A 23,709-nucleotide genomic window follows, 5' to 3' on the forward strand; every position below is an offset into this window, starting at 1 on the left:
CATGAAGAAAACTACAATAGCCATCATACTACTGGCTTCGTTAAACAATATATTCGGACAAGGGAATCAGAGCCAATACGATCCCAGTGTAAGAAATGTTCCTACTTCTCCTGAAGTAGCCTTACTGGGAAGATTCGGAGATATTCCGGTAGGACATTATACAGGAACTGCTGCGGTATCTGTCCCATTATATACTTTAAAAGTTGATAATATCGAAATCCCACTGGCACTGACTTATCATACTTCAGGAATTAAAGTAGCTGATGAAGCGACTTGGGTAGGCTTAGGCTGGAATTTTATGCCTGAAGGAACGATAACGCAGGAGGTGAGAGGAAAAGAAGATTATTGGACATCAGGAGGCGATGGTTTTTCCAATAATGCTGGATATAATCTTTTTAAAAGTCATTTTTTCACTGTACATGCACACAGCCAAATGACAAGATTACAGGTAGGGTATAATGGCTACAATGCAGGTGGAATGGTTGTAACGAATCCTGCAGTTGATGATTCGCCCTATATCATTAATGATTTAAAAGAGAAAAAAGGCCAACCAGATATCTTTACGTATAATTTTTATGGGTATTCCGGTAAATTTTTCTTCAATCCTGAAAATGGCAATGAAATACTTTTTATGGAAAGTAACGATGATGTTAAATTTACCAAAAATGGACTGGGATGGGTAGCTACGACTAATAGAGGGGATAAGTTTTATTTTTATGCGGTAGAAAAATCGAAAACCGATCTAAACAGCTATACAGATATTGGGTATACCTTTAAGATTTCACAAATAGAATTGACCAGTGGAAAAACCATTACGTTCAGCTATCTGAATGAAACTACCAACTTGCTATATCCTGCACAGGTTGCTCATCTTACCAATTTTTCAGGGCCTTTAAGCTCAAGTGTAGTTAATGATAACAACTCAACGATCAATGAAAAAAAGACACTGATTGGTATTGAAACCGATGACACTAAAATTGAATTTAATTTGGATAACAGAGAAGATATCCGTCCGGCCTCTCTATCAACACCGATTAAAAAATTAAGTTCTATAGATATCAAATCCAAATACCCCAATAAAAAAATTAAAAGTTTCGTTTTTGGGACCAGTTATTTTAATCCTTCATCGGGTTCAGCAGAGGAAAATTACCGATATAAAAGATTAAAACTGAACTCTATCCAGGAAGTTAATTATAACGAAATGGGAGCCGCTGTACAGAGTACTCCACCATATTCTTTTGAATATAATATGACCAAGACGATGCCTTCCAAAATGTCAAGCTCGGATTTTTACGGATACAATAATGGTTCAAACAGCAGTACGCTTCTTCCTGATCTGGCATTTTTTGATTATCTCAACAAAAGTCCTTATAAAAACTATGGACTGACTGTTAATTATCCTTATAACGGGACAATGAGGTTTACAGATACCCAGTATACTGCGACAAATATTTTAGAAAAAGTATTTTACCCTACCGGAGCGCGTACAGAATTTGAATATGAATCCAATACATTTTCCAATCAGTTTATTCCTACACCGCAGCAGGCATTGTCTGCCAATAAGGATGTCAGCTTAAATCACAGAGGCGCAGAGCCCAGTGGTAATAACTTTTCTGAAAGTCCTGTTTTTAAGCTCTCACAGACACAGGTCATCAAATTTTATAACACAATTTACGACGGCTACATGGGACCTTCTTATCCGGAAGTACACTACGAGCCTTATGGAATGTGGGACTGTAAAATAAAATTTTTTAAAAGAAAAACAGTGAACGGGCAGCAGGTATCTACTCTTATTAAGCAATGGGCAATAGATGTACCCGGACCCACTTTTGAACAGACCCATTCGCGTATCTGGGATGAAGACTTAACCGTTGCGTATGACAGTGACCCTACCACAGAGTACTATGTGCGTATAGAAAACCCGCTTCAATACCGTAGTAATGACGGAATGCATCGTGCCATTGTATCAACCCGGTTCCGGTATTATGATGATACGAATATTGATAAATCTATCTCATACGGGAGCGGTATAAGAGTAAAATCAATCAAGAACTATGAAAACAGTACTCTATTATCTCATAAAGCATACACGTATACGGGAGGAAAGCTAATTTATAAATTTGAACCATTAACACTTATACCGGGAGCAACATCTAAAAGTCAGCCTCCTGTTCTGACAGGTGGCTGTTTTTTGGAATATGTTACGATATTCAATGACCTCTCCGTTAATTCCAATGACTTTGGAATAAGTGGTAATAAACCTTTTGGCTACAGCCAGGTGACAGAAAAAGATATTAATGTTTTAGACGGAACAACTAAAGGGTCTACCGTATATTATTTTACGAATAATGAATTTACGAATTCACTGGTAAAAGGAGTACCCAGGGTTGATATTCCTTCCAATGGGGAAAATACGATGATAGAGAAATATGACCATAACCAAAATATAATTTCATCCCAGAGGTATATTTTTGATGATCTACCGAATACATATGGGGTTTATCCTTCATTTAGTATGATCAATTCATCTGTAGGTTCAATGGATCCTTCCAACAATTTTTATCCCTATTCAAATGGTTGTACTGTAATAGGATTGTCCTATACAGGGAATACTTACCAAAATCCATTATCAACCACTAAATACCGTTTTATTTTTAGTCCTTTAATCACAGGTAAAAGAAGACTGATGAGTATGTTTGACACTTCTCATTTTGGAAATAAAGCGTTGGTGGAAAAAACAGTTTTTAGCTATACCAATTCCGGTGATTTAGATACGAGTATCTTAACAACCAGTGAGGGTAAAGTGATAACGACCAATTATGACTATGCATCTGATACAGGGAATACACGTTTGATCAATAAGGGTATGACCGGAATACCTTTAAAAATATCTACGACCTCAGAAGCTACCGCTGTAAGTCGAATAGAAACCAAATATGATAACCTGAACAATTTTCTTCCTTCTTCCGTTTTATCAAGCGGTCTCGATCTCAGCAGTACGGATACAGAAGTTACGTATAACAGATACGATGCTAAAGGAAATCTATTGCAGTATACCAGTAAGGAAGGAATACCTGTAGCTCTTATCTGGGGATATAGCAATACAAAAGTTATTGCAAAAATTGAGGGAGTTACTTATGATCAGGCAATAGCTCTTGCCGGGTATAATGATATGGTCACAAAATCAGGCTTGGATATTAATGTAAGTACACAAAATACATTCATTGATGCACTCGATATTTTCCGTAAAAGCAACGCTGGTTTGCTGATTACTACCTACACCTATGATCCTTTGATTGGGGTGACAAGTCTTACTCCACCATCGGGAATGAGAGAATTGTACATCTATGACGACGCAAACAGGCTGAAGCAGGTAGCAGATGTTAACGGAAGTATATTGAAAGAATTCAATTACAATTATAAAAACTAACAAACGATGAAAAAACTCATAATTCCAATAGGTACCATATTTCTAACCGGCATTTTTCATGCTCAGATCAGTACGGCTGAAAATTACGTACACAGCCGGGTGTATCTTGAACCTGTAACCAGCAGCAGTTCTACCGCCAAACAATTTGAAAGCGTAGAATATTTTGACGGTTTAGGCAGATCTAAACAGATCATTGATGTAAAAGTAACCGCAAGCGGAAAAGATTTGGTGACTACCATCCCATACGACGGTTTTGGAAGACCTGTAGATTCCTGGCTCCCCATTCCGATGACATCTCTCAATGGAGGCATTCAATCGGGCGTAGACACATCAGGAATAACATTTTATGGTGATAATAATCCATTTGGCCATAAACTTCTTGACCGCTCACCATTAAACAGAATCGTATCACAAATACAGCCTGGTGCGGAATGGCAGGGGCATGCCGTTCAGTTTGGATATGATTCCAATCTTGACAGTGAGGTATATAAGTTTATCACCGCCACCTCTTTTTCAAACGGAGCTACCCATTCAGCTTTAAAAACTGCCTTAAATTCAGCTAATACCTCTTCAGGATTTTACAAAGCAAATAAATTATACAAGAATATAGTGACTGATGAGGATGGAAATCAGACGATTGAATTTAAAAATGGCGAAGGACAGCTTTTAATGGTAAGGAGAATAATCAGTGCGACAGAAAATGCTGATACGTATTATGTCTACAATGAATATAACTTGCTTGCTTTTGTCATTCCACCAAAGGCAATGGGACTTTTAAAAGGGAGTGCAATAGGTGAAGGGTATACCATTGGCGAGCCAATATTGAAGGATTTATGTTTTCAGTATAGATACGATACCAGAAAAAGATTGGTAGAGAAAAAACTTCCCGGGAAAGAATGGGAATATATGGTTTACGATAAACAGGATAGGCTGGTAATGACTCAGGATGCCAATATGGGAGCGGAAGGAAACTGGATGTTTACCAAATATGACCAATATGGGCGTAAAGCTTATACCGGAGTATACACAAGTTCTCAAAGCTATGGAAGTGCAGGAAGACTTGCAGAGCAGGTTAATGTAGATTCAAAAGGAAGTAATAACGTGACCAGAGGCTCCGGGATTGGTTTCACATCGAACGGCATGGATGTTTATTACGATAACCTTACGAGTAGTAGCTATCCAGGCACTATTACCAAACTTTTAAGTGTTCATTATTATGATACCTATCCCTCTTATAGTTTTAATCCTGCTTTTCCGCCAAATATTTTAAATGAGCCGACCTTGACAGATGCTTCATCTGCAGAGCTCAGAAGTACAAAAAGCCTTCCAGTAATGACGCTGATCAAAAATATTGAAGATGATCAGTGGACTAAAAATTATATTTATTATGACAAAAAAGGACGAGCAATAAGCTCGTATTCAATCAATCATCTGGGAGGAAGAACGAAGATAGATTCAAAATTGAATTTTGCAGGATCAGCTGATCAAACGATTACCCAACACAAGAGACTGGATATTGATATCGACAGGCAGATTAAAGAAAACTTCACATACGACCTTAAAAACAGGTTACTGACCCATAGCCATCAGGTAGATCATGGTTTTGTAGAAACGTTATCTCAAAATACGTACAATGATCTCGGACAGCTAAGTAATAAAAAAGTAGGCGGATATCCTTCTTTAAGCGGCGGCGGCTTTATTCAGAGTATAGATTACAGGTATAATATCCGGGGCTGGATGACTAAGATAAACGATCCGGAAAATCTGAATGGAAAATTATTTGGATATGAGATTAAATATACGAATCCTGTTTATTCAAATGTTTCTTTAGGTAAATTTAATGGAAATATTGCAGAGATTGACTGGATGACTTCAAGGGATAATTCTTTAAAAAGATATAATTATTCATACGATCCTTTGAACAGATTAACCCAGGGAGCGTATTCGGAGCCTAATAATTCAGTTCCGCAGAACGGTTACTATAATGAAAGTGCCAGCTATGATCTTAACGGAAACATTACAAATCTCCAGAGAAACAGAAATGCAGCTAATATAGGCGCTGAACTTATCGATAATCTGACATACGTGTACACAGGAAACAGACTTGATACCGTAACGGATTCCAGTCAAAATCATTTTGGTTATCCGGATACTTCAGGCACATTGATTCATTATGATAATAATGGTAATATGACAGATCATAATGATAAGAGAATTTCTGCTATCACTTATAATCCACTTAATTTACCAAGTAATATAAGAATGAAGACCACAATTTCCGATCCCTTTGGGAATTATTTAGAAGAAAGAGCCGGCTTTCTTTATAGAGCGGACGGTGTGAAGGTTAATAAAACGTATAACTCTTTTTCAGGAAGAAATAATAATAGAACTTCGACTATTGTAGATTATTTAGATGGATTTCAGTATAACGGAACGGTATCTGGGATAATTTTAGATCCCTGGACACCTCAGCCTATGCAGCTGCAATTTGTTCCAACTTCTGAAGGATATTTCGATTTTGTTCAAAATAAATATTTTTACCAGTACAAGGATCAGTTGGGAAACATAAGATTATCTTTCTATAAAGACAGCAACAATGCTGCAGTGATAGACAGAACAGCTGATTATTATCCATTTGGGCTTACTTTTGGTGATAACGGCGTAAATATATTTGGTTCATTATCACCAAATTATACCTACGCATATAACGGGAAAGAGTTTCAGGCTGAAAACAAAATGTATGACTTTGGATCAAGAATGTATATGCCGGAGCTGGGAAGATGGGGGATTACGGATCCTAAAAGTGAACTTCTGGAAAGCGCATCACCATATGTCTATGCCCTGAACAGCCCCATATTATACATTGATAAAGATGGAGAATTACCGATCCTGATCAATGGAAAAGTAGATAAAGACAGCGAAAGAGCAAGCCCAACCTATTGGTCTGCTGGTGTTATTAATGCAATAAAAGGGTCTGGAATTCCCAACCCGGGTGGCCAGTTTCATTTCGTAGACGGTGACAGAGGAGTCAATTTTAGAAATGAAATGACCAAGCAGGCTTCAGTATACCCTCAGGATAGAACAGAAGGTGGAAGAAGACAGGCCAAAGCAGACTGGAGTACAATTCTTTCAAAATTGCAGAAAGATCCCAAGACTGGAAAGATCACAGAGAAAATACAGATTTATACCCATAGCAGAGGGGGCGCTTTTGGAGAAGGGTATACAGAACAGCTGATCAATTTAATTAAAGCTAATGCAAATCAATTTGCAGACGCCAATAATGTTATTGAATTTGTATTTGATATGGCACCGCATCAGTCGGATTACCTTAGCAGCGTAAAAGGTGTTTCCACGTATACAATGGATCATGCCGGTACCTGGTTTGGAGATCCGCTTTCTGATAATGCTAAGGCTGGTGTTAAGGCTGCTTTTACAAGTAAAGAAGGAGGGAACCTGGGCGGTGGACATAGAATTCCTACATTTGCAAATGACATAACAGCATTTACAAGATCTTTTACAAAAGCAAAAAATAAACAGGATGTAATTGATAATTTTATAAAAATGATGAAAGATACGTATGGTATTACGGTAACTTTCAGAGATTAAAAATTAAGCATTATGAAAAATATTAAACAAATAGGACTGGTTATATTAAATATCAGCATTCCCCCTTTATTGTATCTCTTAATTATATTTTATATATTTTTTGCCCATGGATCAGGAAATGGAGCGGATATTTATGTAAAGACTTATGGTAAATATATAATGACAGGATATTTTTTAACTGGAATTGTGCATATCTTTCTGGTGTATAAATACCTTACAATACAAAAGCAGATAAAATTAATTTTGGCTACTATCTTATTGGCAATTTATGCATACATTGCTTTTACGAATTATTAGCGTTAAGAATATAACGTTTTTTTATAAAAAAGCAGCCTTGTAAGAGGCTGTTTTTTGTATTTTATCTCATGAAAATAATAAATAATATTTCTTACTTCTTTTCTTCTAAAATTTGATTGAATATTTCCATTACATTCTGATCACTACTTTTCCGACTGTACGTCCGGTTTCAACCTGCAGATGAGCCTGATGCATTTCTTCAAATTCAAATACATGGGAAACATAAGGTTTCAGTATTCCGCTTTTCAGAAGGGAAGCGATGTGTTTCATATCTTCACCATTAGAATAAACAGCCATAAAATAGCAGGCATGTATCTGTTTTTTCCGTGCTTTTAATTCATCCTCCTCAGTATGTCCGGATGGGAGCGTGACAATCGTTCCGAAAGGCTTCAATACCTGTATGGATTTTTGAAAGTTTTCTCCGCCAACGGATTCCAGAACGAAATCAATATCGCTGAGAACGTCCTCAAATGAAGTAGTCCGGTAGTCGATGTGCTCATCAGCGCCTAATTGAAGGACAAAATCCCGGTTTGCAGATGATGAGGTACCGATGACGTAAGCTCCAATGTGTTTAGCGATCTGCACTGCAAAATGACCTACACCACCCGAAGCGCTATGGATCAGTATTTTATCTGTCGGTCTCAGCTTGCCATAACGGTCAAATGCCTGCCAGGCAGTCAGAGCAGCCAAAGTACTGGCAGCAGCCTCCACATGACTGATATTCCCGGGTTTTAAAGCAAGATGAGCAGCCGGAGCAGCTGCATATTCCGCATAACCCTGACCATGTCCAACAAAATTGATCATTCCGAAAACTTCATCACCGATTTGAAATCCGGTAACTCTGTTTCCGGTTTCCACAACCTCTCCTGAAATGTCCCAGCCCAAGATCAGGGGATTATACTGTGCCAGTTCTTCTGCCAAGGGAGCCTGTCTGCTGCGAACCTTTACATCTACCGGATTGATACTGATTGCTTTCACTTTGATGAGTACTTCGTCAGTTTTTATCTTAGGTTTTTTGATATCCTTATAAACGAGATGCTTAACCTCTCCAAACTTTTCCAATACAATTGCTTTCATGCTGTTATTTAATTATTGACCACAAAAATAGACCGGGAAAAGGCGTGAAAACAGGTACATGTAAAGCTTATTTGAGTATCTTTACAACATGGCAAGAGAAAATATGCATCAGTCGCTTGAAGTATTTTATGAAAAAGTGGACGATTGTCCTTTACGGGACAGGAAGTTTAATTTTTTTGAACTTGTATACGTCATTTCAGGAGTGGGGAATCACACAGTGAATGGAAACAGTTTTCCTTATGCTTCTGGTGATTTATTTCTGATCACACCCAATGACTGCCACGGATTTAATCTGGAAGGAACCTGCGAATTTATGGTCATCCGTTTCGGGGAAGGCTATGTCAGGGAATATCAGTGGAAAAGCATAGACCATATAGAATGTCTATTACATTATGCATCCCATCTGTCAGGATCTGTAGTGGTTCATCATGACGACAGACAGATGGTAGGTTTGTTGGTGCAGAATCTGCAACAGGCGACAACACATCAGGCCATGTACAGTGAAGATCTTATCCGGCATCTTGTGAATGCCATTATCGTTATTGCAGCCAGAAATATGGCAGTCATCAAGTCACAGGAAATCTCCGCCAATACCGATGTCCGGATATTGCAGATACTGGACTATGTGCAGGAACATATATACCAGCCGGAATTTTTAAAAATTGCCACGATCGCGGAAAAATTCGGATTGTCTCCTACCTATTTGGGAAGCTATTTCCGTAAACAATGCGGTGAATCTATACAGCAATATATCTCTTCCTACCGCATAAGGCTTATTGAACATCGGCTACGCTTCAGTGATAAAAGAGTACATGAAATAGCCGATGAGTTTGGATTTGCTGATGAAAGCCATGTGAACAAGTTTTTTAAACGACACCATGGAGTCAGTTTGCGGGCTTACAGGAACTCGTGCAGGAAAGAAGTAATCGCTTAACGGATAAATGATAAGAAGTTCAACCGGCAGAAATTTAAAGATTTTCATACAACATTACCTGTGCTTCATATGGGAAATATATTAATTTAAAAATTGATTAAGTGTAAAAAAAATCAGCATCTGTTGCGATAAAAAAATTCAACTGTCATCAGCCTTTGCACATACTTTAACTTAAGTTTAACTCTAATTATATTTTCGGCGGCCACCGATATCCTCAGTAATACCGTACTTTTGCGGTGAATAAAATAATGGAATATGGGATTGTTTGATATGTTTACACGGGAGATTGCTATTGATCTTGGAACAGCTAATACCCTGATCATATACAACAATAAGATTGTCATAGACGAGCCCTCTATTGTTGCTATTGATCGGACTACGGGAAAACCTATTGCGGTAGGGGCACAGGCGAAGCTTATGCAGGGAAAAACCCACGAAAATATTAAAACGGTACGTCCCTTAAAAGACGGAGTGATTGCAGATTTTCATGCATCTGAACATATGATTAAGGAATTTATTAAGCAGATTCCTGATATTGGAGGAAAGTTTATGCAGCCGGCCCTTAGAATTGTGATCTGTATTCCTTCGGGAATTACTGAAGTAGAGAAAAGAGCGGTGAAGGATTCAGCATTAAAAGTAAATGCAAAAGAAGTAAAACTGATCTATGAACCAATGGCAGCCGCTATCGGAGCCGGTATTGATGTTGAAAATCCGGAAGGAAATATGATCGTTGATATAGGTGGAGGAACTACCGAAATTGCGGTCATCGCACTGGGCGGAATTGTCTGCGACAGGTCGTTGAAGATCGCTGGAGATGTTTTCACCAATGATATTGCCTACTTTATCAGATCTCAGTATAATCTGGATATTGGAGAGAGAACGGCAGAAAGAATAAAAATTGAAATAGGTTCAGCACTGGAGGAGCTGGATTTTCCTCTTGAAGATATTCCGGTACAGGGTAGAGACCTGATTACGGGTAAGCCAAAAGAAATTATGGTCAGCTATAAAGAAGTCTTTAAAGCCATTGATAAATCCATCATGAGAATTGAAGATGCTATTATGGAAACGCTTGCCATTACGCCGCCGGAACTGGCATCAGATATCTATAAAACAGGTATTTTCCTTGCAGGAGGAGGCGCATTGCTGAATGGTCTGGCAGACAGGATTCACCTGAAAACAGGATTGCCGGTTTGTGTAGCAGAAGATCCGTTGAGAGCTGTTGTACGTGGAACTGGGATTGCACTTAAGAACATCAATAAGTTCAGGTTTCTGATCAAGTAACTGAATCCGTCCGATGTCCTGATCATCATTAAAATTAATAATGAAAAAACTAATACTATCAGGTTTACTTTTCCTGTCGGGCTTAAGTGTCGGTCAGGAGAAGCAGTCTGATGTGGTCATTAATAAAAATCAGGATAAAGAGGTAACCTGGAAGATGTTGGATATTTACAAGCAGGTAAAGACATCTGATGATGATCCGCGATATGAAATTGAATTCAGCCAGGATGCCTGCGGCTATGAGATTTTGATCAATGATGTACCGGTGCATCGTTATCTGTTGTCCGGTTCTGTGAATGAGCAGCGCATTCCGATTAATGATCATATTCTGCTCAGTGGAAAACAGGAAATTACCATACGTTTATTCCCACCGATGCTTTTGGATGGAAGCTGGTCACCGGTTTTGGTAGATGCGTCCAATTTTAAAATTAAAGTAATTCATCGTCAAAATAATGGACCACTGGAAGACAATCAAGCGGTTTTTGAATTCAATACGGCCAATCAACCGGGAACTGAAAAGTTTCAGGCCAGCGGACAAAAGGTTTTTGAATTTAAAGGTGTTTTTAATGCAAAGGTTCCTTATCAGCTGGAAGGCTGGCGTCATTCCAAAGATTTGAGCAAAGAAAATCAGGATCTGTTATTGAAAGAAGCAGTAGCCGCTTACAACAATTTTAGAAATATCCTGATCAAAAAAGATACGAAAGCTTATGCATCACTGATGTATGACAAAGAAGCAGAACTTGCCAAAGCTTTTTACTGGAATAAACCTTCAGATTCTGAGAATCGGTGGAACGAAATGAGCAGTATTATTCTCGAAAAAAGGGAGATTCTCCCATTGAAAGGTTTTAAAATGGTTCTTTATGCCGGAGGAAAAATAGTAGCCTTGCAGCCAACGGATGAAATGTATAAAGACTATCTCTCTGCCATTCATGCCCAGACTCCGAATGAAGATATTCAGGTTTCTTTTCTGCTGCACAAAAAAGCGGGAAGCAATGAACTGACTCCCATACGGTAAGTTTAAATCAATTTTCCGGTTAATACAAGATCTGTAATCATAACATTATCTCTATCATAAGAAGTAAAGCGTTCTATATGGATGATCTCAAAATTGTTCGCCTGAAAAGCTTCTGTTAAATAATCCTCCTGGTGATAGTTCACATACACCTGATCGCCGGTACTGGAGGTTTGAAATCTGGATTTTGAATAATCATCTTCCATAGTACTCAGATAAAATACACCTCCTTGTTTTAATAGTTGGGATACATGAGAGATCAGATCAACAGCTTCCTCACGAACCAGATAGGGCAGACAAAAGCCACAAATGATTCCGTCAAACCGTCTGTCAATCTTCCTGATTTCCCGGCAGTCCATAAGTTGAAATAGTGCAGTAGGATTATTAGCCTGAGCGAGATCTAACATTTTTGGCGACAGATCAATTCCCAATACTTTATAATCTGGTTTTCTGTCCAGTATATATTTCGTGATATTTCCCGGACCGCAGGCTATATCCAGGATGTCAGCATTATCCGCTTCTATATGGTTACAGAAAAGATTGAAGGTTTCCGCAAACAAACTTACATCCATGAATTTATCCTGATAGATTTTTGCCGATTTGTCAAATGCTTCAGCAGCCTTTAGTATTTTCATGGTATTATTTTTTTAAATGACTAATAATCATTATCCAAATATAAAAAAAAGAGACGATGGATTTTGTGTTTAAATGATCGAAAAGCTCGTTTACTGATAAAAAATAGCTGCATCATGACAATGCAGCTATTCTTATATTTGAAAAAGATTTGTTTCTAGTTACTTCTTGAGCGCGATATAGATAAAAGATATACCAGATGCGCAAACATACTTCTCTTCACAGATTCTATTTTGACTTCACCGGTGGTTTGGTTAATTGTCGTTACAATATCTGCGTTACATTGTCCGGAAAAACTACCACTCCCTAAATAATTGGCAGAATTGGTCGTAGGATAAGAGACTCTTGGATAATCCGGTGCGACTTGTTCAGCAGCGGTTGCCCCTCCCACATATCCTTTGTGGTCGATGAATCGGGAAGCCCATGTTCCCTGAAACTGTCCGTTACCGGTATTAATGGTTTGTCCTACCACAATCTGAGTGTCTACCGCTCTGGTAAAACCTGCGCATGAACTGTAATGATTGACTCTTACCGTACAGGAAGAAGCGTTGTCTGTAGGCTGGAAACATTGTCCTTCATAGATCGTCAGCCTTTGTTCGGCGGGTGATGTAGAAGTGTTCAGTAATGCTTTCGGAGAAAAAATTTCTTCAGGAGAGAGAAGGGTTAAAACTCCCTGTGCGTTGGCGGCCACTATTTTGTTCTCAGCATTGGACAGGCCTCTTACTCTAACCAGCCCGTCGACATCCAAAGTATGGGAAGGTGTGGTAGTATTAATCCCTACCTGAGATTTCAGACTGCTGAAAAAAACGACTGCAACAAAAAAGATAATTCTTGTTTTCATGTTATTTATTAGGTTTTAATGAGTTCTTAGATTTTTCACTAAATTAAGAAATATTTATTATTGTGAAAACAAATTTCATTTAAATTATAAATATTAGAATAAAAATAATTTATAATAAAAAAATAGAGTAAAATAAACATATTATTTTCAAATATTGCTAATCTCTGAATTGGCTCGTTTTTTTGAAAGGAGACTGTCTGTTTGCTTGTTTCCATTTGGGAAATAATTGTATTTTAGCCAAAATATAGGCTGAATTCATAAAAATATAAACAGCTGATTAAAATTCAGATAATCTGAATGAAAAAATTAGTAGATTTGCACGGAACAAGGCGAAAAAAATAATGAATATGTTTTCAATTCTCTATTATAGGAGGAGAATATAAACGAATAATAATAAATTTGATTAGGTTATAAAACTATTAGAAACTATGAAGAAACTTTTTTTACTTCTTTTTACAGCTTTTTTATTTGTCGGATGCAGTTCTGATGACGATACTATTTATGATTATATAGGAACTTGGGCAGGAAAGTATACAGGAAGCGATGACGGAACCTGGAACCTTGTGGTAGCCAGCGACGGAAAAGTAACCGGAACCATGCATTCTACAGTAAATGACGAAAATTATAATATTTCCGGACACTTAACTGAAACCGGCGATCTTACCGCTGTAATCGGGCTTCCTTCCGATGGAGAATTTAAAGGAACCCTTTCAAGAGAGAAAAAAGGAGAAGGAAACTGGTCAAACGCTGTTCCTACACCCGCAAGATACGGTACCTGGACAGGAGACAAAAAATAAAACAGAAAGCCTGCAGATTTATCTGCAGGCTTTTTTATTGGATAATTAAATTAAAACTTAGAGGATGGGAAGTTACGTGATACAAATTTAAGCTTCGGAAAATTTCAGGCATTTAGAATTCCGGAGCTGTGCAGAGTGACTAGTAATACAAGTTTCCATAACCTTAACAATCTTAGTCTGATGTCTGATGTCTCATATCTGAAATCTAGATCTACATCCCAACAAATCCCATCTGAGTAATTCCCTCTTTATTCCTTATCACCAAAAAGTAGAGTAGGAGCGTGGCTTCTGAAAAATGCTTTTTAAAGAGAATTTCTTTACCTGCTTCCACCTGAAGTTTTTCTTCAATATATTCCGCAGTATAAGCATCAAAATCAGGCTGTATGGTTATCATGATCATTTCATCTCCTGAAAATTGATTTCCAAAATTTAGAATTCTATACTCTTTTTCCTCCGAAACATAAGCTTCCGGATGAATATTTTCTTTTTCTCCAAACCGGAATTCTTTCAGCAGTTTTAATCCTTCCGGGTTTATAAGGCCATTCTGTACCGTTCTTTTCCCCCGTTCTGAAACCGTATCAAGATCTTTGATCACGGTCATCAACTTGGCAAACTTCTGGTAGAGTACAGGATCACCGGCTTCTTTCGTATAGCTTTCAATGCAGCTTCGTAGTATTTTCCCGGTCTTGGAACAGTGTCCGAATTCAGAGCTATTCTGCCTTACTTTCTCATAGGAAGGACTTTTTTTGAACGCCGTTTTATTGAATCCGCTTTTTTTTCGCACCACATTTTTCCCGTTCAGGCTGTAAAAAACCAGATCGCCTACGCTTCCGTTGATCTTTATTAAACTTTCGTACGTCGCCATATCACAAAATTGAATTCAAATATACTAATAAATAAGCGAAATTATAATTTTAACATATATTTATCATATAGTTGTAGTATACTTATTTTATAATTTAAATATAAAATGTATATTTGTGCATAATTAGTTACTTCATTTAAAATCAGATGACTATGAAACCGGGATTATTTGAAAAAAACTTAAGAATAAAGCAGATTTCTGTTCTGCTCATTGCCTCGGCGATGATCGTTTCCTGCGGATCTTCCAAAAATGTATCCTCCAAAAAAAATACAGGAACCAAAAGCGTTACTAAAGCCGAAAATCTAAGAAAACTGGATTCCAGATTTGATGGAAAGATCTCCAGATCCGTCAGCGATATTCTGAAAGACGCTGAAAAATACATTGGAACACCATACAAATTTGGTGGAAATACCTCTTCAGGTTTCGACTGCTCCGGATTCACCGTAAAAGTGTTTGAGGAAAATGATTTCTCTTTGCCACGAAGATCTACAGACCAGGCTGATGCCGGACAAAAAATTGATATCAAAGAAGTAAAACCAGGTGATCTTCTGTTTTTTGCGACAGCCGGAGGAAGCAGAGTTTCTCATGTGGGAATCGTCCACGATATCGGTGCTGACGGAGAAGTGAAGTTCATCCATGCGTCTACCTCAAAAGGAGTGATGATTTCTTCATTGAACGAAAAATACTGGAACAAAGCTTATCTTCACGCTCAGAGGGTTTTATAAAACATTATTTAAACTGATCATTGATATGGAGAACCGCACCTTTGCTTTTATTAAAACAGATAAAAAACTGGTAAAACTGTTCTTTAAAGACATTACCATCATCAAAGGTTTGGGAAACTATGTGGAAATCAATACCACATCCCATAAAAAATACATCTACTACAAAGCCCTTAAAGATTTGATTGAAAGTCTTCCGGATGAATTCATGAGGGTCCACAATTCTTACATTGTCAATTTAACGAATATCGAATATTTCGAAGACAACCAGCTTGTGTGCCAGGATCAGAAAATTGCTGTGGCGAAAAGCTACAAAGATTGTCTGATTACGACACTTGATAAAATGATGCTTTAATAAAATAAGCGTAAAAAAAACTACTATTTTACATCACTCGTCGTTAAAAACCCTGTCAAGGTTTTGAACCTTGACAGGGTTTCAGGTTCCATTTAATATTTCGAAGAAATATTGCTCTGAAAAAGAAAACATCAGAAAATCACCATTCTGAATAATATTTCCTTCACACCAAATAATAAATTGGTTCAACTACTCCATTCATTTTACATTCGCTAAAAAATAAAATGAATAAAAACAGAGCACTTGACTACATCAACAGTCACAATCTTACCGAAATAAAAGCAGGAAGCCATAGAAGCACTTTCCTTGAAATCTGGATGGTAACCGTTAATGACAGAATTTTCGCCAGATCATGGGGCCTCGCAGAAAAAAGCTGGTACCATACTTTTTTAGAAGATCCGGAAGGACAGATCAGATGCGGAGAAGAGATTTTTAATATAAAGGCATTCGTTCCTGATGATCTCAAAGAACTTACATCTGATATTAATAGGGCTTATTTAACAAAATATAATACAGGCCCCAATCTCAAATATTCAAAAGGTATTATTGAGCAAAAACACGTTGAGAAGACGATGGAGTTCATTATTTGCGAGTAATGTAGCTGCAGATAACCGTAAATAATTCCCGTTGAAGACTTATTTCCAAACTTGTATACTAGAACAATCTTTTGTACTTTTGACCTTCGGAACTGTGGGAAGCTGCAGGGATAATTTATACTAAAATCAAATAAGAAACATGTCGTTACAACAAACAATTGAAAACATTTGGGATCATAGAGATTTATTACAGAATGAAGACAGCCAGAAGGCGATAAGAGAGGTTATTTCTTTATTGGATTCCGGAGAACTTCGTGTTGCTGAGCCTACGGAAAACGGATGGCAGGTGAATGAGTGGGTGAAGAAAGCCGTAGTAATGTATTTCCCGATCCAGAAGATGGAAACTATTGAAGTAGGTCCGTTTGAATTTCATGACAAAATTCCTTTGAAGAGAAATTATGCTGAAAAAGGAGTGAGAGTTGTACCGCATGCGATCGCCAGAGAAGGATCTTTCGTAGCTTCAGGCGTTATTTTGATGCCTTCTTACGTGAATATCGGAGCGTATGTAGATTCAGGAACAATGGTAGACACTTGGGCTACGGTTGGAAGCTGTGCACAGATCGGTAAAAACGTTCACCTGAGTGGTGGTGTAGGTATCGGTGGTGTATTGGAGCCGTTACAGGCAGCTCCTGTGATCATTGAGGACGACTGTTTCATCGGTTCAAGATGTATCGTGGTCGAAGGGGTTCACGTAGAAAAAGAAGCCGTATTGGGTGCGAATGTCGTATTGACAGCTTCTACAAAAATCATTGATGTTACAGGTGACCAGCCTATTGAAATCAAAGGAAGAGTTCCTGCACGTTCAGTAGTAATCCCGGGAAGTTATACCAAACAGTATCCTGCCGGAGAATACCAGGTTCCTTGTGCATTGATCATCGGTCAGAGAAAAGAATCAACAGATAAAAAAACATCTCTTAATGATGCTTTAAGAGAGAACAATGTAGCTGTATAAGCTTTGTTTTCTCTAAATTTTAAAGATTGATTTTAAAATTTATACAATAAACCCTGAATAGTCATTTAGGGTTTATTTTATTTATACCTTTAAACCGCTTAAAAAATCTTACTAAAAACATGGATATGAAGATTGCCTTCGACGCAAAACGTTTTTTTCATAATACGTCCGGATTGGGCAATTATTCAAGAGATCTGGTCAGGATTCTTTCTCAGTACTATCCGGAAAACGAATACCTGCTGCTGAACAAAAACCGTTCAGAAAGAGGAAAAGACATCCTCGAAAGACCCGATGTCCGTTTTGTGGAAACCTCAAAAGGAAATCTCTCCCGACAGTTTAAAATGGGTAAAGATGCACAGAAGGAAGGCGCACAGATATTTCATGGCTTATCCGGTGAGCTGCCTTTGAAGTGGGGCAAAGAACCCATCAAAAAAATAGTGACGATCCATGATCTGATTTTCATGAGATATCCGCAGTATTATTCCTTCTTTGACAGGAAAATACACCTTTGGAAATTTAAAAAAGCGGCTGTTTCTGCAGATAAGATCATCGCCATTTCTGAGCAGACCAAAAGAGATATCATCACCTATTTAAAAGTTCCCGAAACCAAAATTGAAGTCATTTATCAGGGCTGCCACAAAGCTTTTAAAGAACAGCAGTCGGCTGAGTTTATTCAGCTGACCAAAGAGAAATTTAATCTTCCTGAGCGCTTTATTTTAAACGTTGGAACCATTGAAGACCGTAAGAATCTTTTAAACATTGTCAAAGGAATCAATGGAACGGAAATCCCGTTGGTTGTTGTTGGAAGAAAGACGAATTACTATAAAAAAGTAGAGGCATTCATCAGAAAAAACAAAATGGAAAAGCAGGTGCTCTTTCTGGAAGGAGTTTCCATGGATGAACTGGCTGTGATCTATAAACTGGCTGATGTTTTTGTCTACCCGAGCTTTTTTGAAGGCTTCGGAATCCCTGTGATAGAAGCGATTTTTTCAAAAACGGCTGTTATTACGAGCAATGTCAGCTGTCTTCCGGAAGCGGGAGGGGAATACTCCGTTTATGTAGATCCGAAAAGTTTTGAAGATATCGGAGCCAAAATAAAATTTTTATGGGAAAATGAATCCGAGAGGAAACGCCGTGCAGAAAAGAGTTTCACGTTTGTTCAGAAATTTAATGACGAACCCATTGCAGCTCAGCTGATGGATCTCTACAAAAAAATTCTGTAAAAAAACTTTGCAGTTTAAAAATAAGTCCTACATTTGTACCACAATTCAAAACAATGAAACCGAATTTTTTAACACTTCATCATTATTATCATCATCTCTGCTAAGACGGAATTGATTGATATAAACATGTGTTAAAATCAAAAATAATTAAAACCGTCTGAGTAAACAGACGGTTTTTTTGTTTCCCGGATTTCCCCGGAAATATCCAACAGATCAGTTTTTATTTACTCAGACCCCAAAACAATACAATGAGTAAATTAAAAATTGCGATCCAGAAAAGCGGCCGGCTCTACGAAGAATCTTTACAGCTCCTGAAAGACTGCGGGATCTTCGTCAACAACGGAAAAGACCAGCTGAAAGTCTCTGTAGACAACTTCCCCATGGAGATCATGTATCTCAGAAATTCAGACATTCCCCAATACCTTGAAGACGGAGTGGTAGATATCGCCATTGTAGGTGAAAATCTTTTAGCCGAAAAACAAAAGAATATCCAGATCGTGGAGAAGCTTGGATTTTCAAAATGCAGGGTTTCGCTGGCTGTCCCCAAAGAAGTGGAAACGGATGATCTTTCCTTCTTCCAGGGTAAAAAAATTGCTACTTCTTATCCCAACACCCTTAAAAATTTCCTTGACCGTGAAGGCATCACTTCCGATATTCACATCATTTCCGGCTCCGTTGAAATAGCTCCGAATATTGGTCTGGCAGATGGAATCTGTGATATTGTAAGCTCCGGAAGTACCTTATTTAAAAACGGTTTGAGAGAAACGGTGACCCTTTTGAAATCGGAAGCGGTTTTAGCAAAAACATCCGTACTCAATTCTGAGAAAGAGATGGTTCTTAATAAATTTCTGTTCCGTATACAATCCGTTTTAAGAGCAAAAAATTCAAAATACATCCTGATGAATGTTCCCAATGACAAGATCAGTGATATCGCATCCGTCCTTCCTGTACTAAAGAGTCCTACGGTTATTCCTTTGGCGGAAGAAGGCTGGAGCAGCATTCATTCGGTGATTGATGAAGAAAGATTCTGGGACGTCATTGATGAGCTGAAAGAAAACGGAGCGCAGGACATTCTTATTATTCCAATCGATAAAATGGTTATTTAATGATGAAAATATACAGATATCCGGAAAGAAAAATCTGGCCAGACCTTGTAAAACGGCCGGTATTGAAGCGTGAAGAGATCTCAGAATTGATTGCGCAAATATTTGAAAAAGTAGAAAAAGACGGTGATCAAGCGCTTATTGAGTTTAATAAAAAATTTGACAAAGCAATAACTCTGGAAATTTTGGTTTCAGATACAGAAGTTGAGAATGCTGAAAACGAAGTTTCTGAAGAATTAAAGAAAGCCATCAGACAGGCGAAAGAAAATATTTCCAAATTCCACGCGGCTCAGATCACGGAAACAGAGAAAATTGAAACGGTAAAAGGCGTAACCTGCTGGAGAGAAAACCGTGCTGTAGAAAAGGTCGGTATCTATATTCCCGGTGGAACAGCTCCTTTATTTTCCACTGTACTTATGCTTGCAGTGCCTGCAAATCTGGCGGGATGTAAAGAGATTATTCTTTGTACTCCTCCTGACAGCAACGGGAATATTAATCCGGCTATTCTATTCACGGCGAAACTCTGTGGAATTACTAAAATATTCAAAACAGGTGGCGCACAGGCTATCGCTGCCATGACGTTAGGAACAGAAAGTATTCCCAAGGTGTATAAAATTTTCGGACCGGGAAATCAGTTTGTGGTTGCGGCTAAAGAATATGCGCAGCGTTTTGGTGTAGCTATCGATATGCCGGCAGGTCCCAGCGAAGTTCTTGTCATTGCAGACAGTAAGGCGGTTCCTGAGTTCTGTGCAGCAGATCTCCTTTCCCAGACGGAACACGGAAGTGACAGCCAAGTCGTTTTTATCACGACTGAGTTCAAAATTTTTGAACAAACCATTGAAGCCGTAGAAAAGCAGATCAAAAAGCTTCCAAGAAATGAAATGGCCCAACAGGCACTGGATCACAGCCTTTTTATGCTGGCTCAGTCTATCGAGGAAGCTTTGGAATTCAGTAATCTGTATGCTCCGGAGCACCTTATTCTGGCTTTGGAGGATTTTGAACAATACATTCCGATGATCAGCAATGCAGGATCTGTTTTCCTTGGAAATTACTCCTGTGAAAGTGCCGGGGATTATGCCAGCGGAACCAATCACACGCTTCCTACGAATGCTTATGCAAAGAACTACAGCGGAGTTTCTCTGGACAGTTTTGTTAAGAAAATTACATTCCAGCACCTTTCTAAGGAAGGTCTTAAAAATATAGGAAAAACTATCGAACTTATGGCAGAGGCGGAAGGTCTTATTGCCCACAAAAATGCAGTATCTATCAGATTAAAATAATACAATGAAAGAATTCAATACCAACAGTTTAGTGAGAGAAAATATATTAAAACTACAGCCTTATATCAGTTTCAGAGATCACAATGAGTTCAATGCTCCGGTGTTGCTGGATGCCAATGAATGTCCGTTTGGAGAGTTCAACAGATATCCGGATTCTTCTCAGAAAAAGCTTAAAAATAAATTGGCAGAGCTTAAAGGTCTTTCACCGGCGCAGATCGCTATAGGAAACGGAAGCGATGAACTGATCGATCTGATCATTAAAATCTTCTGCGAACCTAAAAAGGACGCCATTCTGATGATGAATCCTTCTTTTGCGATGTACGGTTTCTACGCAACAGTAAATGAAAATGAAGTGATTAAGCTTGATTTGGATGAAAATTTTGAAATTGTAAAAGACGATTTTCTAAAGATCACTCAGGAAAGGGAGATTAAAATTTTCTTCCTGTGTTCTCCGAATAATCCAACCGGAAACAGCGTAGAAGACATGGAATTTTTCATCCAAAATTTTAACGGTATTGTGGTCATTGATGAAGCATATATCGAATTTTCGGGAAACAGATCAGGCATTGAATTGCTGACTCAATATCCTAATGTCATTGTGCTTCAGACTTTTTCAAAAGCATGGGGAACGGCAGGAGCAAGGGTAGGAACAGCTTACGCCTCCGAAGAGATCATCCGTTTTATCAATACGGTAAAAGCACCTTATAACGTTAATTCTTTGAGCCAGGAACTTATTTTGAGTATTCTGGATGATGAAAATAAGCTTAAAGAAAACGTGGAAAATGTGTTAAAGGAGAGATCTTGGCTGGAAGAACAGTTTAAAACCATTGAATGCATTGAAAAAGTATTTCCGACAGACGCCAATTTCTTTCTGATCAAAATGAGAGACGGGAAAAAAGTATATGAGAAAATGCTTGAAGAAGAAGTTTTAACGAGCCAGAGAGCGCCTGCCATTCCAGATTGCATTAGAATCAATGTAGGAAACCGTGAAGAAAATGAAAAGTTGATTAACGTTTTAAAAGGAATACCATCATGAAAAAAGTACTGTTCATAGACCGAGACGGAACCCTGATCGTAGAACCGCCGGAAGATTTTCAGGTAGATGCTCTGGAGAAGCTGGAATTTTATCCAGGAGTTTTTCAGAACCTTGCCAGAATTGTCAGAGAAATGGATTACGAACTGGTGATGGTAACCAATCAGGATGGCTTGGGTACCGAGAGTTTTCCTTTTGAAGATTTTATACAACCTCACGAAAAAATGTTGAAAGCCTTCGAAAATGAAGGAATTGTTTTCAATGACATTCTGATCGATAAAAGCTTTGAACATGAAAATCTCCCTACCAGAAAACCGGGAATCGGGATGCTTTCAAAATACATTTACGGAAAGTATGATCTTGAAAATTCATATGTAATTGGTGATCGAAGTACGGACGTACAACTGGCTGTTAATTTGGAAACTAAATCTATTTATCTGAATGAAAGCTTTAATGAAGAAGCGACGCTCAGTACAGACAGCTGGAACGGGATTTATTCGTTTTTAAAACAGGAATCCAGAAAGGCAAAAGTCTACAGAAAAACCAATGAAACAGAGATTGATATTGAAATTGATCTCAATGGAAAAGGAGTTTCTGAAATTTCAACCGGGCTTCATTTTTTTGATCATATGCTGGACCAAATTGCCAGACACGGAAATTTAGACCTTACAATTAAAGTGAACGGAGATCTTCAGGTCGATGAGCACCACACGATTGAAGATACAGGAATTGCATTAGGAGAAGCTTTCCTAAAAGCATTGGGAAACAAGAAAGGAATCGAGAGGTATGGTTTTCTGCTTCCTATGGACGACTGTCTGGCTCAGGCTGCCATTGATTTCGGAGGCAGGCCGTGGCTGGTTTGGGATGTTGATTTTAAAAGAGAAAAAATTGGGGATGTGCCTACAGAAATGTTTGTTCACTTTTTCAAATCATTTACAGATTCTTCCCGGTCTAATCTGAATATCAAGGCAGAAGGCGGCAATGAACACCACAAAATAGAAGCGGTCTTCAAAGCATTTGCAAAAGCTGTTAAAATCGCGGTGAATCAGTCCGATAGCAGTTATAATTTACCATCAACCAAAGGAAGTTTATAGATGATTGCATTAATAAAATACAACGGAGGAAATGTCAGTTCAGTCCAGAACGCATTGTCCCGGCTGAATATTGAATCGATAGTGACCGATGATCCGGAATTGATCCTGAAGGCGGATAAAGTCATTTTTCCGGGTGTAGGAGAAGCTTCTTCCACCATGAAGGTCTTGAAAGAAAAAGGGCTTGATACGCTTATTCCTTCTTTGAAACAGCCTGTTCTCGGGATTTGTTTGGGGATGCAGCTGATGTGCGGTGACAATGAAGAAGGCAATGTAAGAGGAATGGGAATATTTGATGTTGATGTTAAAAGGTTTCCGCCGGAAGATCTGGTTCCCCACATGGGATGGAATACGCTTTTAGATCTTAAAAATCCTTTGTTTTCGGGAATTGAAGAAACTAATGATGTTTATTTTGTACACAGCTATTATTGCGGACTGGCTGATTCTACCATTGCAGTATGCGATTATATTCTCCCGTTCAGTGCAGCGCTGCAGAAGGATAATTTCTTTGCGGTACAGTTTCACCCGGAGAAATCAGGAATGGCAGGCAGCAGCATATTAAATAACTTTATAAAACTGTAAAT

21 protein-coding genes are annotated in these 23,709 nt (G+C 38.2%); 17 read left to right on the forward strand and 4 right to left on the reverse strand.

Annotated features, from left to right (window positions below):
• Position 1 precedes the first annotated feature (1 nt).
• The 3 genes from BUA72_RS14705 to BUA72_RS14715 are packed head-to-tail and all read left to right on the forward strand — an operon-like array spanning position 2 to position 7,333.
• Complete coding sequence (locus tag BUA72_RS14705) at positions 2-3,430, forward strand: RHS repeat domain-containing protein (protein WP_072923589.1); 3,429 nt, start codon at positions 2-4, stop codon at positions 3,428-3,430.
• Positions 3,431-3,436: 6 nt separating this feature from the next.
• Positions 3,437-7,036, forward strand: a complete 3,600-nt coding sequence (locus tag BUA72_RS14710) for a DUF6443 domain-containing protein (protein WP_072923591.1) — start codon at positions 3,437-3,439, stop codon at positions 7,034-7,036.
• Between the two features lie 12 nt (positions 7,037-7,048).
• Complete coding sequence (locus tag BUA72_RS14715) at positions 7,049-7,333, forward strand: hypothetical protein (protein ID WP_072923593.1); 285 nt, start codon at positions 7,049-7,051, stop codon at positions 7,331-7,333.
• 129 nt (positions 7,334-7,462) lie between these two features.
• Here BUA72_RS14715 and BUA72_RS14720 read toward each other — a convergent pair whose 3' ends face one another.
• Positions 7,463-8,410 carry an NADP-dependent oxidoreductase gene (locus tag BUA72_RS14720; RefSeq protein ID WP_072923594.1) on the reverse strand — a complete coding sequence of 316 codons (948 nt, stop codon included), beginning with the start codon at positions 8,408-8,410 and terminating at the stop codon, positions 7,463-7,465.
• An 88-nt stretch (positions 8,411-8,498) separates the two neighbouring features.
• On the opposite strand from BUA72_RS14720, the gene BUA72_RS14725 reads away from it, so the two are divergent.
• From BUA72_RS14725 to BUA72_RS14735, 3 genes are all read left to right on the forward strand, one after another.
• Positions 8,499-9,344: an AraC family transcriptional regulator gene (locus BUA72_RS14725; RefSeq protein WP_072923596.1), complete on the forward strand. Its 846-nt coding sequence runs from the start codon at positions 8,499-8,501 to the stop codon at positions 9,342-9,344.
• A 255-nt stretch (positions 9,345-9,599) separates the two neighbouring features.
• Entirely contained in the window at positions 9,600-10,625 is a 1,026-nt protein-coding gene (locus BUA72_RS14730) for a rod shape-determining protein (protein WP_034731267.1), read from the forward strand.
• A 40-nt stretch (positions 10,626-10,665) separates the two neighbouring features.
• On the forward strand, positions 10,666-11,637 hold the full coding sequence (locus BUA72_RS14735) for a hypothetical protein (protein WP_072923598.1): 972 nt from the start codon (positions 10,666-10,668) through the stop codon (positions 11,635-11,637).
• Positions 11,638-11,639: 2 nt separating this feature from the next.
• Here BUA72_RS14735 and BUA72_RS14740 read toward each other — a convergent pair whose 3' ends face one another.
• Entirely contained in the window at positions 11,640-12,269 is a 630-nt protein-coding gene (locus BUA72_RS14740) for a class I SAM-dependent methyltransferase (RefSeq protein ID WP_072923599.1), read from the reverse strand.
• A gap of 155 nt (positions 12,270-12,424) precedes the next feature.
• Positions 12,425-13,108: a hypothetical protein gene (locus BUA72_RS14745; RefSeq protein WP_072923601.1), complete on the reverse strand. Its 684-nt coding sequence runs from the start codon at positions 13,106-13,108 to the stop codon at positions 12,425-12,427.
• 428 nt (positions 13,109-13,536) lie between these two features.
• Here BUA72_RS14745 and BUA72_RS14750 point away from each other — a divergent pair, with 428 nt between their 5' ends.
• Positions 13,537-13,905, forward strand: coding sequence for a hypothetical protein (locus tag BUA72_RS14750; RefSeq protein WP_072923603.1), 369 nt, complete (start codon positions 13,537-13,539; stop codon positions 13,903-13,905).
• A 211-nt stretch (positions 13,906-14,116) separates the two neighbouring features.
• On the opposite strand, the gene BUA72_RS14755 is transcribed toward BUA72_RS14750, so the two are convergent.
• Positions 14,117-14,770 carry a hypothetical protein gene (locus BUA72_RS14755; protein WP_072923604.1) on the reverse strand — a complete coding sequence of 218 codons (654 nt, stop codon included), beginning with the start codon at positions 14,768-14,770 and terminating at the stop codon, positions 14,117-14,119.
• 152 nt (positions 14,771-14,922) lie between these two features.
• Here BUA72_RS14755 and BUA72_RS14760 point away from each other — a divergent pair, with 152 nt between their 5' ends.
• From BUA72_RS14760 to hisH, 10 genes are all read left to right on the forward strand, one after another.
• Positions 14,923-15,495, forward strand: coding sequence for a C40 family peptidase (locus tag BUA72_RS14760; protein WP_139259621.1), 573 nt, complete (start codon positions 14,923-14,925; stop codon positions 15,493-15,495).
• Between the two features lie 25 nt (positions 15,496-15,520).
• A complete protein-coding gene (locus tag BUA72_RS14765; protein WP_072923606.1) occupies positions 15,521-15,847 on the forward strand; it encodes a LytR/AlgR family response regulator transcription factor in 327 nt (108 codons plus the stop codon).
• 224 nt (positions 15,848-16,071) lie between these two features.
• A complete protein-coding gene (locus BUA72_RS14770) occupies positions 16,072-16,443 on the forward strand; it encodes a DUF2255 family protein (protein ID WP_072923607.1) in 372 nt (123 codons plus the stop codon).
• Positions 16,444-16,582: 139 nt separating this feature from the next.
• On the forward strand, positions 16,583-17,395 hold the full coding sequence (locus BUA72_RS14775; protein ID WP_034731252.1) for a 2,3,4,5-tetrahydropyridine-2,6-dicarboxylate N-succinyltransferase: 813 nt from the start codon (positions 16,583-16,585) through the stop codon (positions 17,393-17,395).
• A 125-nt stretch (positions 17,396-17,520) separates the two neighbouring features.
• Positions 17,521-18,618 (forward strand): glycosyltransferase family 4 protein, encoded by a 1,098-nt coding sequence (locus BUA72_RS14780; protein ID WP_072924113.1) that lies wholly within the window; start codon positions 17,521-17,523, stop codon positions 18,616-18,618.
• Between the two features lie 248 nt (positions 18,619-18,866).
• Positions 18,867-19,724: an ATP phosphoribosyltransferase gene (gene hisG, locus BUA72_RS14785; RefSeq protein ID WP_072923609.1), complete on the forward strand. Its 858-nt coding sequence runs from the start codon at positions 18,867-18,869 to the stop codon at positions 19,722-19,724.
• Entirely contained in the window at positions 19,724-21,001 is a 1,278-nt protein-coding gene (gene hisD, locus BUA72_RS14790) for a histidinol dehydrogenase (RefSeq protein ID WP_175548906.1), read from the forward strand. Before hisG ends, hisD begins: the two co-directional genes overlap by 1 nt.
• Before the next feature lie 4 nt (positions 21,002-21,005).
• Complete coding sequence (hisC, locus tag BUA72_RS14795; protein WP_072923611.1) at positions 21,006-22,037, forward strand: histidinol-phosphate transaminase; 1,032 nt, start codon at positions 21,006-21,008, stop codon at positions 22,035-22,037.
• Complete coding sequence (hisB, locus tag BUA72_RS14800) at positions 22,034-23,128, forward strand: bifunctional histidinol-phosphatase/imidazoleglycerol-phosphate dehydratase HisB (RefSeq protein ID WP_072923612.1); 1,095 nt, start codon at positions 22,034-22,036, stop codon at positions 23,126-23,128. The genes hisC and hisB overlap by 4 nt, the downstream gene beginning before the upstream one ends.
• Positions 23,129-23,707, forward strand: coding sequence for an imidazole glycerol phosphate synthase subunit HisH (gene hisH, locus BUA72_RS14805; RefSeq protein WP_072923614.1), 579 nt, complete (start codon positions 23,129-23,131; stop codon positions 23,705-23,707).
• The last annotated feature ends 2 nt before the right edge of the window (positions 23,708-23,709 follow it).

Origin of the sequence: Chryseobacterium sp. OV279, from assembly GCF_900128945.1 — a bacterium.
In the GTDB taxonomy this organism is placed as follows: Bacteria; Bacteroidota; Bacteroidia; order Flavobacteriales; family Weeksellaceae; genus Chryseobacterium.

What these genes read in the sequence shown, in the direction of transcription:
- BUA72_RS14735 (WP_072923598.1), top strand. Translation starts at nt 10,666, where the DNA reads ATGAAAAAACTAATACTATCAGGTTTACTTTTCCTGTCGGGCTTAAGT.
- BUA72_RS14730 (WP_034731267.1), top strand. Translation starts at nt 9,600, where the DNA reads ATGGGATTGTTTGATATGTTTACACGGGAGATTGCTATTGATCTTGGA.
- hisB (WP_072923612.1), top strand. Translation starts at nt 22,034, where the DNA reads ATGAAAAAAGTACTGTTCATAGACCGAGACGGAACCCTGATCGTAGAA.
- BUA72_RS14775 (WP_034731252.1), top strand. Translation starts at nt 16,583, where the DNA reads ATGTCGTTACAACAAACAATTGAAAACATTTGGGATCATAGAGATTTA.
- BUA72_RS14765 (WP_072923606.1), top strand. Translation starts at nt 15,521, where the DNA reads ATGGAGAACCGCACCTTTGCTTTTATTAAAACAGATAAAAAACTGGTA.
- BUA72_RS14740 (WP_072923599.1), bottom strand. Translation starts at nt 12,269, where the DNA reads ATGAAAATACTAAAGGCTGCTGAAGCATTTGACAAATCGGCAAAAATC.
- hisC (WP_072923611.1), top strand. Translation starts at nt 21,006, where the DNA reads ATGAAAGAATTCAATACCAACAGTTTAGTGAGAGAAAATATATTAAAA.
- BUA72_RS14780 (WP_072924113.1), top strand. Translation starts at nt 17,521, where the DNA reads ATGAAGATTGCCTTCGACGCAAAACGTTTTTTTCATAATACGTCCGGA.
- BUA72_RS14715 (WP_072923593.1), top strand. Translation starts at nt 7,049, where the DNA reads ATGAAAAATATTAAACAAATAGGACTGGTTATATTAAATATCAGCATT.
- BUA72_RS14705 (WP_072923589.1), top strand. Translation starts at nt 2, where the DNA reads ATGAAGAAAACTACAATAGCCATCATACTACTGGCTTCGTTAAACAAT.
- BUA72_RS14760 (WP_139259621.1), top strand. Translation starts at nt 14,923, where the DNA reads ATGAAACCGGGATTATTTGAAAAAAACTTAAGAATAAAGCAGATTTCT.
- BUA72_RS14720 (WP_072923594.1), bottom strand. Translation starts at nt 8,410, where the DNA reads ATGAAAGCAATTGTATTGGAAAAGTTTGGAGAGGTTAAGCATCTCGTT.
- hisD (WP_175548906.1), top strand. Translation starts at nt 19,724, where the DNA reads ATGATGAAAATATACAGATATCCGGAAAGAAAAATCTGGCCAGACCTT.
- BUA72_RS14755 (WP_072923604.1), bottom strand. Translation starts at nt 14,770, where the DNA reads ATGGCGACGTACGAAAGTTTAATAAAGATCAACGGAAGCGTAGGCGAT.
- hisH (WP_072923614.1), top strand. Translation starts at nt 23,129, where the DNA reads ATGATTGCATTAATAAAATACAACGGAGGAAATGTCAGTTCAGTCCAG.
- hisG (WP_072923609.1), top strand. Translation starts at nt 18,867, where the DNA reads ATGAGTAAATTAAAAATTGCGATCCAGAAAAGCGGCCGGCTCTACGAA.
- BUA72_RS14745 (WP_072923601.1), bottom strand. Translation starts at nt 13,108, where the DNA reads ATGAAAACAAGAATTATCTTTTTTGTTGCAGTCGTTTTTTTCAGCAGT.
- BUA72_RS14750 (WP_072923603.1), top strand. Translation starts at nt 13,537, where the DNA reads ATGAAGAAACTTTTTTTACTTCTTTTTACAGCTTTTTTATTTGTCGGA.
- BUA72_RS14725 (WP_072923596.1), top strand. Translation starts at nt 8,499, where the DNA reads ATGGCAAGAGAAAATATGCATCAGTCGCTTGAAGTATTTTATGAAAAA.
- BUA72_RS14710 (WP_072923591.1), top strand. Translation starts at nt 3,437, where the DNA reads ATGAAAAAACTCATAATTCCAATAGGTACCATATTTCTAACCGGCATT.
- BUA72_RS14770 (WP_072923607.1), top strand. Translation starts at nt 16,072, where the DNA reads ATGAATAAAAACAGAGCACTTGACTACATCAACAGTCACAATCTTACC.